General features: G+C 68.3%; 15 protein-coding genes. 8 read left to right on the top strand and 7 right to left on the bottom strand.

Annotated elements, in window-relative coordinates; all coding sequences use genetic code 11:
• Position 1 precedes the first annotated feature (1 nt).
• Entirely contained in the window at positions 2-412 is a 411-nt protein-coding gene (locus H976_RS0118110; RefSeq protein WP_027862689.1) for a hypothetical protein, read from the bottom strand.
• 10 nt (positions 413-422) lie between these two features.
• A complete protein-coding gene (locus H976_RS27160; RefSeq protein ID WP_051277003.1) occupies positions 423-1,343 on the bottom strand; it encodes a cytochrome c oxidase assembly protein in 921 nt (306 codons plus the stop codon).
• 99 nt (positions 1,344-1,442) lie between these two features.
• Between H976_RS27160 and H976_RS0118100 the strand changes: the two genes are divergently transcribed.
• The 6 genes from H976_RS0118100 (at position 1,443) to H976_RS0118075 (ending at position 7,408) form a co-directional block, all read left to right on the top strand.
• Positions 1,443-2,063, top strand: coding sequence for a heme-copper oxidase subunit III (locus H976_RS0118100; RefSeq protein WP_036227280.1), 621 nt, complete (start codon positions 1,443-1,445; stop codon positions 2,061-2,063).
• Positions 2,064-2,084: 21 nt separating this feature from the next.
• A complete protein-coding gene (locus H976_RS0118095) occupies positions 2,085-2,951 on the top strand; it encodes a c-type cytochrome (protein WP_231388978.1) in 867 nt (288 codons plus the stop codon).
• The gene (locus tag H976_RS0118090; protein ID WP_027862686.1) at positions 2,948-4,000 is read left to right on the top strand and encodes a ubiquinol-cytochrome c reductase iron-sulfur subunit; all 1,053 of its coding nucleotides are present in this window, start codon (positions 2,948-2,950) and stop codon (positions 3,998-4,000) included. Before H976_RS0118095 ends, H976_RS0118090 begins: the two co-directional genes overlap by 4 nt.
• Before the next feature lie 5 nt (positions 4,001-4,005).
• On the top strand, positions 4,006-5,760 hold the full coding sequence (locus H976_RS0118085; protein ID WP_027862685.1) for a ubiquinol-cytochrome c reductase cytochrome b subunit: 1,755 nt from the start codon (positions 4,006-4,008) through the stop codon (positions 5,758-5,760).
• A gap of 110 nt (positions 5,761-5,870) precedes the next feature.
• Positions 5,871-6,587, top strand: coding sequence for a FadR/GntR family transcriptional regulator (locus H976_RS0118080; protein ID WP_027862684.1), 717 nt, complete (start codon positions 5,871-5,873; stop codon positions 6,585-6,587).
• Between the two features lie 38 nt (positions 6,588-6,625).
• A complete protein-coding gene (locus tag H976_RS0118075; RefSeq protein ID WP_081683010.1) occupies positions 6,626-7,408 on the top strand; it encodes a sterol desaturase family protein in 783 nt (260 codons plus the stop codon).
• On the opposite strand, the gene H976_RS0118070 is transcribed toward H976_RS0118075, so the two are convergent.
• The 4 genes from H976_RS0118070 to coxB all read right to left on the bottom strand — a co-directional run bounded on the left by H976_RS0118070 (position 7,401) and on the right by coxB (position 11,818).
• A complete protein-coding gene (locus H976_RS0118070) occupies positions 7,401-8,618 on the bottom strand; it encodes an Ig-like domain-containing protein (RefSeq protein ID WP_051277002.1) in 1,218 nt (405 codons plus the stop codon). The genes H976_RS0118075 and H976_RS0118070 overlap by 8 nt on opposite strands.
• Positions 8,619-8,787: 169 nt before the next feature.
• On the bottom strand, positions 8,788-9,183 hold the full coding sequence (locus tag H976_RS0118065; RefSeq protein ID WP_027862681.1) for a cytochrome c oxidase subunit 4: 396 nt from the start codon (positions 9,181-9,183) through the stop codon (positions 8,788-8,790).
• Positions 9,180-10,871 (bottom strand): cytochrome c oxidase subunit I, encoded by a 1,692-nt coding sequence (gene ctaD, locus H976_RS0118060; RefSeq protein WP_231388979.1) that lies wholly within the window; start codon positions 10,869-10,871, stop codon positions 9,180-9,182. The genes H976_RS0118065 and ctaD overlap by 4 nt, the downstream gene beginning before the upstream one ends.
• Positions 10,872-10,927: 56 nt before the next feature.
• Positions 10,928-11,818, bottom strand: a complete 891-nt coding sequence (coxB, locus tag H976_RS27155; protein WP_051277001.1) for a cytochrome c oxidase subunit II — start codon at positions 11,816-11,818, stop codon at positions 10,928-10,930.
• Positions 11,819-11,940: 122 nt separating this feature from the next.
• Here coxB and H976_RS27150 point away from each other — a divergent pair, with 122 nt between their 5' ends.
• The gene (locus tag H976_RS27150; protein ID WP_051277000.1) at positions 11,941-13,107 is read left to right on the top strand and encodes a cysteine desulfurase family protein; all 1,167 of its coding nucleotides are present in this window, start codon (positions 11,941-11,943) and stop codon (positions 13,105-13,107) included.
• Complete coding sequence (locus H976_RS0118045; RefSeq protein WP_027862679.1) at positions 13,104-13,334, top strand: sulfurtransferase TusA family protein; 231 nt, start codon at positions 13,104-13,106, stop codon at positions 13,332-13,334. The genes H976_RS27150 and H976_RS0118045 overlap by 4 nt, the downstream gene beginning before the upstream one ends.
• Here the strand turns inward: H976_RS0118045 and H976_RS0118040 are convergent.
• A complete protein-coding gene (locus H976_RS0118040; RefSeq protein WP_027862678.1) occupies positions 13,327-14,307 on the bottom strand; it encodes a carbohydrate kinase family protein in 981 nt (326 codons plus the stop codon). The genes H976_RS0118045 and H976_RS0118040 overlap by 8 nt on opposite strands.
• Positions 14,308-14,411: the final 104 nt, after the last annotated feature.

Below are 14,411 nucleotides of genomic sequence, written 5' to 3'. Positions count from 1 at the left end.
CCTACGCCTTGGCGGGGACCCGCGAGCGCAGCAGCCGGATCACGGTCTCGGCCAGCTCGATCGGGTCCAGCGGGTGCGAGACGACGCCGTCGGCGCGCGACCACGTCGCCAGCCAGTTGTCCTGGACGCGCCCGGTGAGCACCAGGAGGGGCGGGCAGCGGTAGATCTCGTCCTTGAGCTGGCGGGCGATGCCCATCCCGCCGGCCGGGACCGCCTCTCCGTCGAGGATCGCCAGCGCGATCTTCCCGGAGTCCATCTGCTGGATGACGACCGGCTCGGTGGCCACCTCGACGTACTCCAGCTCGGGCAGGTCGGGGTGCGGCCTGCGACCTAGCGCCAGGATGACCTGCTGACGGGTGTCGACGTCGTCGCTGTAGACGAGCACCTGGAGGGATTCGGTCTGGCTGCTCACGCCGCAGATGCTACCGGTTGGGCGCGCCGTCCTCGCTCGTGGTCGGTTCCCCCGCCGCGGTGTTGGCAGCCGCCCGTTCGAGCCGGTCGAGACGACGGTCCTCACGGCGTGCCTCGGCCATCGACGAGCGCACCCACTGGAAGAAGAGGACGCCGAAGACCGAGATCCCGACCAGGTCCCCGGAGGCCCACAGGATCCCGCCCGCGAGGTGCTGGTCGTCGTAGGCGTTGGGCAGCCACGGCATGCTCGCGTGCAGCGCCGGGTACCAGTCGTGCCCGATGAGCGTGTCCTGGCTCATGATCGTGACGCCCAGGAAGGCGTGGAAGGGCAGCGTCAGCACCAGGAGGAGCAGCCGGAACGGGTAGCCCACCCGGCCCGGGACCGGGTCGATGCCGACGATCGGGGTGAAGAAGAGTGCGCCCACGACGACCAGGTGCAGGTGCATCAGCTCGTGCAGGAGGTTCGAGTGCAGGGTCGCGTCGTACCACCCCGTGAAGTAGAGCGCCCACGGGCTGATCACGAAGAGCGCGAAGGTCAGCGGCGGGAAGGTCAGCACCCGCGCCACGCGGGAGTGCAGGACCGACAGCAGCACGGCCCGCGGCCGCCGGTGCAGGGTGCGGAGCGCGAGCGTCACCGGGGCACCGAGCGCGCAGAAGACCGGGACCGCCATCGAGAGCACCATGTGCTGGACCATGTGCACGCTCAGCAGGGTGTCGTCGTAGGCCCCCAGGCCCGAGCAGGTGGCGAAGAAGAAAGAGCCCATTCCGCCCACCACGAACGACAGCGTGCGGCCGGCGGGCCACTTGTCACCGCGGTCGTGCAGCCGCCAGACGCCGTACAGGTAGAGCCCGGCCGCCCACACCAGCAGCACGAACAGAAGGGGCGAGAGCTCCCACTGCGTGAAGACCGACGACGGCGTGAAGGGGGGCACGAATCAAGGTTAGGCGGGGTTGTTCGACGAAACACCGGGGGTAGGGATGCCGTCCCGGAGCGGGGAGGCAATAATGGCGACGTGGCGACCACAGCGGCTATCCCGGCATCCCGGCTCCATGGGCATCACGACCGTCCCAGCATGGTCAGCGTAGGCACCATCGTCTGGCTCGCGAGCGAGCTGATGTTCTTCGCGGCGCTGTTCGCCGGCTACTTCACGATCCGGGCGGTGAGCCCCGAGCTGTGGGCCCAGAACACCGCCAAGCTCAACGTGCCGTTCTCGACGGTGAACACCACGATCCTGGTGCTCTCCTCGGTGACCTGCCAGCTCGGCGTGTTCAAGGCCGAGGACGGCATCGTGGGCCGCACCGGCAAGCTCTTCCAGTTCAAGCTGTGGGGCCTGCGCGAGTGGTTCGTGCTCACCTACCTGATGGGTGCGACCTTCGTCGCGGGCCAGGCCTTCGAGTACGCCAAGCTGGTCCACGAGGGAGTCACGATCCCGTCGTCGGCGTACGGCACGGTGTTCTACCTCGCCACCGGCTTCCACGGCCTCCACGTCACCGGCGGACTCGTGGCGTTCATCTTCGTGCTCGGCCGCACCTTCGCCGCGCGCAAGTTCACCCACGAACAGGCAGTGACCGCGATCGTCGTGTCCTACTACTGGCACTTCGTCGACGTGGTCTGGATCGGCCTGTTCGCGACCGTGTACCTGATCAAGTAGCACTGACCTAAGGACTGCCTGGTGCGACTCATCACGAGCCTCATTCGCCGGACCGTCGGCCGCCTCTCGGCCGGCCGCCGGAGCCGCCTCGCAGCGCCCCTCGTGCTGCTCCTCGGGCTGCTGATCACCGGTGGGATGTACGCCGCCCTCTCCCCCGCCTCCGCGACCAAGGCGGCCGACGAGGACCAGGTGGCCAAGGGTCGTGCGCTGTTCCTGGTCGGCTGCGCCTCCTGCCACGGCAAGAACGCCGAGGGCATCACTACCGTCAAGGGCGGCCAGTACGGTCCCCCACTGGTCGGAGTCGGCGCTGCAGCCGTCGACTTCCAGGTCGGCACCGGCCGGATGCCGCTGGCCCAGCCCGGCGACCAGGCGCTGCGCAAGGCCCCGGTCTACGACCAGGACGAGATCGAGGCGCTCTCGGCGTTCGTCGCCTCGCTCGGTCCCGGTCCGGCGATCCCCGAGAAGTCCGAGTACGACTACTCCAAGGTCTCCAACGAGGAGATGGTCCGCGGCGGCGAGTTCTTCCGCACCAACTGCACGGCCTGTCACAACTTCGCGGGTGCAGGCGGTGCCCTGCCCCGTGGCCGGTTCGCCCCCTCGCTCAACGGCGTCTCGGCCAAGCACATGTACGAGGCCATGCTGACCGGTCCGCAGCAGATGCCGGTCTTCTCCGACCAGGTGCTCACCCCCGAGGACAAGCTGCAGATCATCTCCTACCTGAAGAAGAACGAGGCCACGCCGGCGTACGGCGGGTTCACGCTCGGCTCGCTCGGACCGGTGTCCGAGGGCTTGTTCGCCTGGCTGGTCGGCATCGGCGTGCTCGTCGGCTTCGCAGTGTGGATCGCGGCCAACCCAGCCCGTTCGACGAGGAAGAAGCCCACCGCATGAGCATCGACAAGCGCGAGGTCTCCGCGATCGAGGCCGACCCCATCGCAGACCCGGGGCTCCCGGCACACCAGCCGCGTCCCACCGACACCGACGAGTACCTCGAGAAGCGGGCCGAGCGGCAGGTCGCCACCCTGTTCGGGCTCTCGACCCTCTTCGTGATCCTGTTCTGCGTCTCCTACTTCGTCTTCAAGATCGGCGACGACCCCACCGAGATCCTCGGCTTCGGCGCCTCCAACGTGGCCCTCGGTGGCTGCCTCGGACTGGCCCTGCTGTGCATCGGCGTCGGCATGATCCAGTGGGCCCGCAAGCTGATGAGCGACCACGAGATCGTCGAGTTCCGGCACCCCGGCTCGTCCTCCGACGAGGACCGCACCGAGACCGTCGCGATCCTCCAGACCGGGCTCGAGGAGTCCGGCATCGGCCGTCGACCGCTGATCCGCAACTCGCTCCTCGGCGCGATGGGTGCCCTCGGCATCGTCGCCATCCTGCCGTTGCGCGACCTCGGACCCCTGCCGGGCGACAAGCTCAACCACACGGTATGGAAGAAGGGGATGCGCGTCGTGCAGGACGTCGGCGGCAACCCGATCAAGCCGGCCGACATGGAGATCGGTCAGCTCGTCAACGGCGAGCCTGCCGTCTTCTTCGAGGAGAAGGACGGCGAGCCCATCTACGACGGGGTCGCCCTCCAGGTGCAGAAGGCCAAGGCCGCGGTCGTCATCGTGAAGATGCAGCCCGACGACATCACCCCCTGGCCGGGCCGCGAGAACTGGGGTGTCGACGGCATCCTGTGCTACTCCAAGATCTGCACCCACGTCGGGTGCCCGATCTCGCTGTGGGAGCAGCAGACCCACCATCTGCTGTGCCCGTGCCACCAGTCGACCTTCGACCTCGCCGACAACGGCAAGGTCATCTTCGGTCCGGCTGCCCGGCACCTCCCCCAGCTGCCGCTGGCCCTGGACGACGAGGGCTACCTGATCGCGACCAGCGACTTCACCGAAGCCGTGGGCCCCAGCTTCTGGGAGCGCGACACCATCAAGACTGGAGAGTGAGTGCCATGAGTCGCACTGAGTCAGTCGCCCGGACCAACGGCACCAAGGCCAGCAAGGCTGCCAAGCCCAACAAGGTCGGCGCCGCCGCCGAGTGGGCCGACGACCGCCTCGGCCTCGCCACCCTGGCCAAGAAGAACCTCCGCAAGGTCTTCCCGGACCACTGGTCCTTCATGCTCGGCGAGATCGCGCTGTGGAGCTTCATCGTCCTGCTGCTCACCGGCGTCTTCCTGACCCTGTGGTTCCGGCCCAGCATGGTCGAGGTCGTCTACGACGGCTCCTACAGCCAGCTGCGCGGCATCAAGATGTCCGAGGCCTACGCCTCGAGCCTGCACCTCTCCTTCGACGTACGCGGTGGCCTGCTGATGCGGCAGATGCACCACTGGGCCGCCATGGTCTTCATCGCCGCGATGATGGTGCACCTCCTGCGCGTGTTCTTCACCGGCGCTTTCCGCAAGCCCCGTGAGCTCAACTGGGTGATCGGCAGCCTGCTGCTGCTCCTGGGCACGCTCGAGGGCTTCACCGGCTACTCGCTGCCCGACGACCTGCTCTCCGGCACCGGCATCCGAGCCGCCGACGGCTTCATGAAGTCGATGCCGGTGGTCGGCACCTACATGTCGTTCTTCCTCTTCGGTGGCGAGTTCCCGGGTGACTCGATCATTCCACGCCTTTACACCATCCACGTGCTGCTGATCCCCGGCATCCTGCTGGCCCTCATCGGTGCCCACATGCTGCTGCTCGTCTACCACAAGCACACGCAGTGGCCCGGGCCCGGCCGCACCGAGCAGAACGTCGTCGGCTACCCGATGCTGCCCGTCTACATGGCCAAGGCCGGCGGGTTCTTCTTCGTGGTCTTCGGCGTGCTCGGGCTGATGGGGGCGCTGTTGACCATCAACCCGGTCTGGCGGTTCGGCCCCTACAACCCGGCAGAAGTCACGGCCGGTTCGCAGCCGGACTGGTACATGGGCTGGCCCGACGGGGCGCTGCGCATCATGCCCAACTGGGAGACGCACCTCTGGAACAACTGGACCCTGTCCTGGAACGTCTTCCTGCCGATCATCGTGCTGCCCGGGCTGATGTTCACCATCGTGATGATGCTGCCGTTCCTCGAGCAGTGGATCACCGGTGACAAGCGCGAGCACCACCTGCTCGAGCGCCCGCGCAACGCCCCCAGCCGCACTGGTCTGATGGTCGCGCTGATGACCTTCTACGCCATCCTGTGGATGGCCGGCGGCAACGACATCCTGGCCATCAAGCTGAAGCTCAGCATCAACCAGATCACCTACTTCAACCGAGCGGCGGTCTTCATCGGACCGGTGATCGCGTTCTTCATCACCAGACGGTGGTGCATCTCGCTGCAACGGGCCGACAACGACAAGCTGTTGCACGGCCTGGAGAGTGGCGTGATCATGCGCGACGCCCAGGGTGGCTACACCGAGAAGCACATCCCGCTCCCGGTCGACAAGGCCTACACGCTCACCGCTCGTGCGCGTGACGAGGTCTACGTCCCCGACTCCGAGGCCGACGAGAACGGTGTCAACGCACCCGGAGCCCGGCTCAACAAGCTGCGCTCGCGCTTCTCCCGGCTCTGGTACGGCGACAACATCCAGAAGCCGACCAAGGCGGAGCTCGAGGAGGGCCACCACCACGCGGAGCTCGAGGAGGCGCACGACGCCCCGCTCGAGGGCCACGCGGCCGACGGTCACCAGTTCGACGGTCGGCACGACATCGAGGACGAGCACCTCAGCCGACAGCACGACTAGCAACGCGCCCAGCACGAGAGAGGGCCCGGTCTGCCCGGGCCCTCTCTCTGTGTCCCGGATACTGGTCTGACCACTTGACCACCTGAGCAGTGACCGGCGACCGTGGTGGCGTGGCCCTGAAACCCGTGGCGAGACGCCTCGTTCCCGAAGACGTCTTCGACCAGCTGCTCGGCGAGGTCGTCGACGGCGAGCTGTCCGCAGGCGACTCGCTGCCCAGCGAGCGTCGGCTCGCCGAGGTCCTCGGCGTCTCCCGGCCCGCCGTACGCGAGGCCCTCCAGCGACTCTCCCAGGCGGGGCTCGTCGAGGTCCGCCACGGCGGCAGCACGACCGTGCGCGACTATCGCACCTCCGCCGGGCTCGACCTCCTCCCCCGGCTGCTGGTGCGTGACGGCAACCTCGACCCCGGCGTCGGCCGCAGCATCCTGCAGGCTCGCCAGGCGATCGCCCCGGCCGTGGCGGCGCTGGCGGCCGAGACCTCGGGGGATCGGCTCGCAGAGCCGATGCGGGCCGCGGTGGAGACCCTCGAGCACGCCGAGGACTCCGAGGCCCGCCAGCACGCCGCGCTGCGCTTCTGGGACACCGTGGTCGACGCCGCCGACTCGATCGTCTTCCGGTTGCTGTTCAACAGCCTGCGGTTGGCCTACGAGCCGGCCATCACGGCGCTGAGCCCGGTGATGGAGGGCGAGGTCGACAACGTCGCCGGCTACCGCGCCCTCACCGAGGCCATCGCCTCCGGCGACCGGGAGGCGGCCCACCGGGCCGCCGACGACCTGCTCCGCCCGACCACCGAGGCGCTGGGGCACCTCCTCGGCCTCCTCGACTCCTGACCCACCCCTGACCGCCCACCTCCCACGGAAGGACCACCATGACCAAGCCCAGCCCGGAGATCGAGGCCAAGGCACGCGAGCGCCTCGCGGCCGACGAGGAGCGGTTCGCCGCTGAGCGCGCGGCGTCCACGCAGGAACCGGCCGCCCGGATCACCGGCTCCCGACGTACCTCCCAGAGCCTCGGCGAGGCCTGGCGTGCCTTCTGGAGCCACCCCTCGCCCTTCCTGATCGGGGCCTTCCTGCTCGGATCGGTGATCTACCGCGCGACGCTGCACTCGTTCACCTGGACCGAGCTGATCATGCCGGTGGCGCTGGTCGTGTTCTTCCCGGTGATCGAGTGGGTCATCCACGTGGTGATCCTGCACTGGCGCCCGCGCAAGGTCGGCGGTGTGCCGGTGGACTCCCTCCTCGCGCGCAAGCACCGTGCCCACCACGCCGACCCGCGGGTGCTGCCCCTGGTGTTCATCCCCTGGCAGGTCGAGGTCTGGCTGCTCCCGTCGTACGTCGTGATCGGGTTGTTCGCCTTCCCGGGACAGACCGCCGGAGCGACGTTCATGGTCGCCGTGGGTGCACTGATGTTCAACTACGAGTGGGTGCACTACCTCGTGCACAGCGACTACCGGCCCAAGACCAGGGCGTTCCGCGCGGTGTGGCGCAACCACCGGCTGCACCACTACAAGAACGAGCACTACTGGTTCACGGTCACCACGTCCGGCACCGCCGACCGGCTGTTCGGCACCTACCCCGACAGCGGCGAGGTGCGCACCTCAGAGACCGTCCGCCAGCTGCACGCACTCGAGGACGGGCGCGCGGTCAGCTGAGCGCGGAACCCTTGCGGTACTCCGCGAAGGACTCGTTCCAGTCGCCGAAGCCGTTGGTCAGGGTCATCGGCTTGCTGGTGCCGGTGTACTCGACCACGTCGCCGACCTTGGACAGGTTGTAGTACCAGGCGGCGTTGTCGGTGCTCATGCCGGTGCAGCCGTGGCTGACGTTGGAGCTGCCCTGGGACCCGACCGACCACGGCGCAGCGTGCACGAACTCACCGGAGTAGGTGACGCGCATGGCGTACTCGACGTCGTCGAGGTCGTAGCCGTCGGCGCTGTTGGGGTCGATGCCGATCGTCTCGGAGTTCATCCGCTTGTGGCGGAACTTCTCCACGATGACCTTGATGCCGGAACGGGTCGTGAACTTGGGCTGCTGACCGGTGGTGATCGGGATCGTCCGGATCAGCTTGCCGTTGCGGAACACCTTCATGTCGTCGGTGACCGTGTTGACCTTGCTGACCATCGCGTCACCGACATGGAACTTCAGCGAGCGGTTGGTCTGGCCGTAGATCCCGTTGCCGGCAGGGACTCCGGCGATGTCGGCGTTGACCGTCACGTTGGTGCCGGGACGCCAGTAGGTGCGGGGTCGCCAGTGGACCTCCTGGCTGCTGACCCAGTAGAACGAGCCGGCCTGGGCCGGCTGGCTGGTGACCTTGAGGTGCTTCTCGATGGACGCCTTGTCCGTCACGGGCACGTCGAACCGGATGATCACCGGCATGCCGACCCCGACGGTCTGGCCCTCCACCGGCACGAAGCTGGGGTAGGTCTGCTCGTCGAGCGTCAGCGACCGGGTCTTGAAGCCGGCCTCGTAGCCCTTCTTCAGGCCCGCGCTGTCGACCGCGGTGCTGGTCACGCGGTAGCGCGAGGCCGCCTGGAGAGGCGTCGTGGAGACCCAGCGGGTCTTGTCAGGTGAGAGTCGACCCTGGACGATCCCGCCCTCGGGTCCGGTGACCTGGACCTCCTGCAGGGTGCCGGAGGCGACGCGCAGCCGGACCTTCTTGCCGAGGTCGATGCCACGCGCTCCGGGGCGGACGTTGCTGGTGACCCTGGCCTGGGACTGCTGGGCGGCCTGGGAGGTGTCGCTGTGCGGGGAGTCGGCGCTCTTGTCGTCGTTGCCGGTCACCGAGGCGGAGCAGGCGCTCACCAGGGCCAGGGCGCAGGCACCCCCGACGAGGGAGAGGCGTGTGGAAAGGGTCCGGGTGGACATGGGGACTCCGCAATCATCCGAGGCAAGGCAGGCAAGGGGCACAGACCTCTTCAGCGTAACAACGGGTCCACGCCGACACGCCTAGGTGCCGCGTGGCACTGGTCACCGTGTCGCCGGGTACGAATGGGGCACGCCGGGCCGAGTCCACCCAGAGTGAGCGCTGGGGCGCTCAGTGCGCGTGTTCGCCCCTGTAGTACTCGAAGATCAGACCGGAGAGGGCGACCGAGCCCAGCACCAGACCGATGATGAACAGCCACCAGCCGATCGCGACGCCCAGCGCGATCGCGGCCAGGCACATGGCGCACCACATCGGCCACCAGCTGTACGGCGGGAAGAAGCCGAGCTCCCCCGCACCGTCCGCGATCTCGCCGTCCTTGCGGTCCTCGGGACGCGGCTCCATCCGACGAGCGTGGAACCCGAGGTAGAAGGTGATCAGCGTGGTCAGCAGGAACGTCATCGTCAGCGCGCTCGTGCCCGTCCAGTCACCGGCGATGAGCCAGTACGCCGGCGTCACGACCAGCAGGAAGATGCTGCACACGGCGAAGATCCAGGCCTCGATCTTCATCGGCGATCGCCCTCCCCGCCGAGAGCTTCCCGGCGTCCTTCCATGTCAGGGGCGTCGGAGGGACTGTCGTCGTCCCCCAGCCCGTCGTTGTCGGCGTACTCCAAGGCCGCGATCTCGGGGTGGTGCAGGTCGAAGGCCGGCGACTCCGAGCGGATCCGCGGGATCATCACGAAGTTGTGCCGCGGCGGCGGGCAGCTGGTCGCCCACTCGAGCGAGCGGCCCCAGCCCCACGGGTCGTCGACGGTGACCTGCGGCGACCTGCTCGTCTTGTAGACGTTCAGCAGGAACGGCAGCGTCGAGAAGGCGAGCAGGAACGCGCCCACGGTGGAGACCTGGTTGAGCGTGGTGAAGCCGTCGGAGGCGGAGTAGTCGGCGTAGCGACGCGGCATGCCCTCGACGCCCAGCCAGTGCTGCACGAGGAACGTCGTGTGGAAGCCCACGAACAGCAGCCAGAAGTGGATCTTGCCCAGGCGCTCGTCGAGCATCTTCCCGGTCATCTTGGGCCACCAGAAGTAGAAGCCCGCGAACATCGAGAACACGACCGTGCCGAAGACGACGTAGTGGAAGTGCGCGACCACGAAGTAGGAGTCGGAGACGTGGAAGTCCAGCGGCGGCGAGGCGAGGATGACACCGGTCAGGCCGCCGAACAGGAACGTGGTCAGGAAGCCGATCGACCAGAGCATGGGCGTGTCGAAGCTGATCGACCCGCCCCACATCGTGCCTATCCAGTTGAAGAACTTGACGCCGGTCGGCACTGCGATCAGGAACGTCATGCCCGCGAAGAAGGGCAGGTCGACCGCGCCGGTGACGAACATGTGGTGCGCCCACACCGCCACCGAGAGGATCGCGATGCCGAGCGTGGCGCCGACCAGGCCGATGTAGCCGAAGATCGGCTTGCGGCTGAACACCGGCAGGATCTCGGTGATGATGCCGAAGAACGGCAACGCGATGATGTAGACCTCGGGGTGGCCGAAGAACCAGAACAGGTGTTGCCACAGGATCGCGCCGCCGTGGTTGGCGTCGAACATGTGGGCCCCGAACTTGCGGTCGGCCTCGAGGGCGAGCAGCGAGGCGGCCAGGATCGGGAACGCGATCAGCACGAGCAGGCTGGTGACCAGCGTGTTCCAGGTGAAGATCGGCATCCGGAACATCGTCATGCCGGGCGCGCGCATGCAGATGATCGTGGTGACGAAGTTGACCGCGCCGAGGATCGTGCCCAGACCGGCCAGCCACAGGCCCATCACCCACAGGTCACCGCCGACACCGGGCGAACGCACGGCGTTCGAGAGCGGCGTGTAGGCCGTCCAGCCGAAGTCGGCAGCACCCTCGGGGCTGAAGAAGCCAGAGGCCGCGATGAGCCCGCCGAACAGGAAGAACCAGTAGCTGAGCATGTTCAGCCGGGGGAACGCGACGTCGGGCGAGCCGATCTGCAGCGGCATCACGACGTTGGCGAAGCCGAAGAACAGCGGCGTCGCGAACAGCAGCAGCATGATCGTGCCGTGCATGGTGAACAGCTGGTTGTAGAGCTCGTCGTTGACGACCTGTTGACCGGGGAAGGCCAGCTCGGAGCGCATGATCAGGGCCATCACGCCGCCGACCAGGAACCAGGCGAACGACGTGGCGAGGTAGAGCTTGCCGATCAGCTTGTGGTCGGTGGTGCTCAGGATGCGCGCGAGCTGGGTGCCCAGCCGGGGGTTGGGCGGCGCGACGCGTGCGCTTGACGGGGCGTCGGAGACGGCAGTCACTACTCTCCTCCAGTGCTTTCGTCGGACTCCAGGCCGGGCGTTCGGTCAGTCTGGGAGGCTCCCAGCGCAGGACCGGTGTTGCCCTGGTCGGCGAGCTGCTGCAGGTGTGCGTCGTACGCCGCCTGGTCGACGACCTTGACGTTGAACAGCATCCGCGAGTGGTAGACCCCGCACAGCTCGGCGCAGCGACCCTCGAAGGTGCCCGAGCGGTTGGGGGTCAGGGTGAAGTGGTTGTTGCGTCCGGGGACGACGTCCATCTTGAACAGGAAGCCGGGGACCCAGAACGAGTGGATGACGTCGGGTGAGTCGAGGAAGAACGTGACGCTCTTGTCCTTGACCAGCCACAGCGTGGGCCGGTCGGCGGTGGTGCCGCCCTCGTGGACGACCTGGCCGTCACCGTCCTCGACGTAGCCGCCGTCGCTCTTGTCGGAGTGCTTGAGGTTGTAGTTGAACGTCCAGGACCACTGCTGCCCGACGACCGTGACGTTCTGGTCAGGGTGGGCCGAGGTGTGCAGCACCTTGTTCTGGGTGTCGACGGTGAAGTAGAAGAAGACGATCACCATCATGACCGGGGCGATCGTGTAGAAGATCTCGATCGGCAGGTTGTAGCGCGTCTGCACCGGGATGTCGGCCTCGCTGCGGCGGCGGTAGCGGAAAGCGGCGTAGAAAATCAGCCCCCAGACCACGACTCCGGTCACGATCGCCGCGAGCCAGGACCACATCCACAGGTCGAAGGTGTGCGGACCTTCCTCGGTCGCGGAAACCGGCATCGCGAGCCGCTTGATCTGGTCCTTCTGTTCCTGCGAGCAACCGCTGAGCACGAACAGCGCGGTGACCATCAGGCCGCCGAACGCCACGCGGCGGAAGCGCTTGGGGAGCTCCAGACTCACAGACGAGCCCTTTCTTAGGCAGACGACGTCAACTTCTGAACAGCCAGGCCTTCTTCGATCACCGAAACCCTACTACTGGTGACCCCCCTCCCACCGGGCAGGTCGCCGGTAGGTTTCGGCGTGTGAGCGAAGGCGTTTCGGGTACGACGGGCGGCCCTCCGGACACCCCGGTTCCGGCATACCTCGATCACGTCTCCGGTACGCCGCTCCACCCCGCTGCGAGCGAGGTGCTGAGGCAGGCTCTCGAGCGGGGGTACGCCGACCCGCGACGCCTGCACCGACCGGCCCGCGACGCCCGACTGCTGCTCGACAACGCCCGGGCCGTGGTGGCCGACTGCCTCGGCGTCCGCCCCGACGAGGTCACCTTCACCCCCAGCGGCACCCACGCCTGCCACCTCGGCGTGCTCGGCCTGCTGGCCGGGCGGGTCCGGCAGGGCAACCTCTTGCTGGCCACGCAGGTCGAGCACTCGGCGGTGCTCCACGCCGGCCAGTGGCACGAACAGCGCGGTGGACGCTTCGAGACAGTCCCCGTGGACCGGGCCGGTCGCATCGACCTCGACTCGCTGGCCGCACACGGCGAACCGGCCGTGCTCGCCGTCCAGTCCGCCAACCCGGAGGTGGGGGTCTGCCAACCGCTCGACGAGGTTGCGGGCGGCACTGACGCGCCGCTGTTCGTCGACGCCTGCGCCTCGACGGGCCTGCTGCCGCTCACCGACGGCTGGGCCGCCGCGGCAGCTTCGGCGCACAAGTGGGGCGGACCGGCCGGCGTCGGGGTGCTGCTCGTGCGCAAGGGGGCTCGGTGGCGCAACCCGTTCCCCGGCGACGAGCGTGTCGACGACCGGTCGACCGGTTTCGAGAACGTGCCGGCAGCGCTGGCGGCCGCGGCCGCGCTGCGAGCCGCCCTCGACGAGCGCCAGCGCCTGGCCGAGGAACACGCCCGGCTGATCGAGCACCTCGCTCAGGCGGTGCGCGCCATCCCCGACACCGAGGTGTTCCTCGACGACGGGCCGCGGCTCCCCCACCTGATCGCGTTCTCGTGCCTCTACGTCGACGGCGAGGCCCTGGTGACCGAGCTCGACCGGCTCGGCTTCTCTGTCGCGAGCGGTTCGGCGTGCACGGCCAGCAGCCTCGAGCCGAGCCACGTGCTGGCCGCGATGGGGGCGCTCACGCATGGCAACGTGCGGGTCTCGCTCGGGCGCGCGACCGATTCGGCAGTCGTGCACCGGCTGGCCGGCGAGCTTCCCGGAGTCGTCGAGCGCCTGCGGGCCCAGGCCGGAGCACCGCGATGAGCCGGGTGGACCTCGACTGCCGCGGCGTGCCCTGCCCCCGGCCGATCATCGAGCTGGCCAAGGCCGTCGCCGGGATCGGCGTCGGGGACACGGTCGCGGTCACGGCCGACGATCCCGCCGCACGGGTCGACGTCGAGGCGTGGTGCCGGATGCGTCAGCAGGAGTACGTCGGCGAGCAGACCGACCCCGACGGCGTCCCGACGTACGTCGTCCGGCGGGTCAGCTAGCCAGGAGGTGCGGGCGCACGTCGGCGGCCGCTGCCTCGCCGTAGGCATCGGTCAGGCGCGCCACGAACTGCTCGTGGGTGAAGGTGTACTCCTGCGTGCCGACCTGCTCGACGACGTACGCCGCCAGCACGCAGCCGACCTGTGCGGCGCGCTCGTGCGAGAGCTGCCACTCCAGCGCCGCCAGGAAGCCGGAACGGAACGCGTCGCCGACTCCGGTCGGCTCCACCGCCGCCACGTTCGGCACGGCCGGCACCTCGATCTTCTCCTGGTCGCGCCCCACGATCCGGACGCCGTCGGGACCGAGCGTGATCACCTGGGTGCCGACGCGCTCGAGGATCTCGTCGGCCGTCCAACCGGTCTTGGACTCGATGAGGTGCGACTCGTACTCGTTGGAGAACAGGTAGGCCGCGCCGTCGACCAGCTCGCGGATCATCTCGCCCTCGCCGAAGGCCAGCTGCTGGCTGGGGTCGGCGATGAAGTCGTAGCCACGCTGGCGGCACTCCTGGGTGTGGCTCACCATCCCCTGCGGGTCGTCAGGCCCGACCAGCACGAACGTCGGCTCCCCCACACGCTCGGCGATGGGGGCCAGCTCGATCAGCCGGGCCTCGCTCATCGCCCCGGGGTAGAAGCTGGCGAACTGCGCCATGGTGGCGTCGGTGGTGCACACGAAGCGGGCCGTGTGCAGGTCCTCGGAGATGCGCACCGAGTCGCAGTCCACGCCGTGCTTCTCCAGCCAGCTGCGGTAGTCGCCGAAGTCCTCGCCGGCCGAGCCGACCAGGACGGGCCGCAGGCCGAGCTGGGCCAGGCCGAAGCAGATGTTGCCGGCGCAGCCTCCGCGCCGGATGTCGAGGTCCTCGACGAGGAAGGAGACCGACAGCTTGTCGAGCTGTTCGACGACGAGCGAGTCGGCGAACTTCCCTCCGAAGCTCATCAGGTGGTCGGTCGCGATGGAGCCCGCGATCAGCAGCGACATGTAGGTCCTTGAATGTCTCGGATGTTTCGGGCGGGTGAGATCTTCGTGCCTTCTGCACCCTACCGAGGCGTCCGCGTAGGAGTACCCGCTGGTAGCCCCTAACG

This window comes from Marmoricola sp. URHB0036 (genome assembly GCF_000426045.1).
In the GTDB taxonomy this organism is placed as follows: Bacteria; Actinomycetota; Actinomycetes; order Propionibacteriales; family Nocardioidaceae; genus Marmoricola.
Note: the sequence above shows the minus strand (reverse complement) of the source record. Positions and strands in the feature narration are given on the sequence as shown.

Excerpts from the sequence above, each read along its gene's own strand:
- H976_RS0118090 (WP_027862686.1), top strand. The coding sequence starts at position 2,948 with ATGAGCATCGACAAGCGCGAGGTCTCCGCGATCGAGGCCGACCCCATC.
- H976_RS0118085 (WP_027862685.1), top strand. The coding sequence starts at position 4,006 with ATGAGTCGCACTGAGTCAGTCGCCCGGACCAACGGCACCAAGGCCAGC.
- H976_RS0118075 (WP_081683010.1), top strand. The coding sequence starts at position 6,626 with ATGACCAAGCCCAGCCCGGAGATCGAGGCCAAGGCACGCGAGCGCCTC.
- H976_RS0118070 (WP_051277002.1), bottom strand. The coding sequence starts at position 8,618 with ATGTCCACCCGGACCCTTTCCACACGCCTCTCCCTCGTCGGGGGTGCC.
- H976_RS0118065 (WP_027862681.1), bottom strand. The coding sequence starts at position 9,183 with ATGAAGATCGAGGCCTGGATCTTCGCCGTGTGCAGCATCTTCCTGCTG.
- H976_RS0118045 (WP_027862679.1), top strand. The coding sequence starts at position 13,104 with ATGAGCCGGGTGGACCTCGACTGCCGCGGCGTGCCCTGCCCCCGGCCG.
- H976_RS0118040 (WP_027862678.1), bottom strand. The coding sequence starts at position 14,307 with ATGTCGCTGCTGATCGCGGGCTCCATCGCGACCGACCACCTGATGAGC.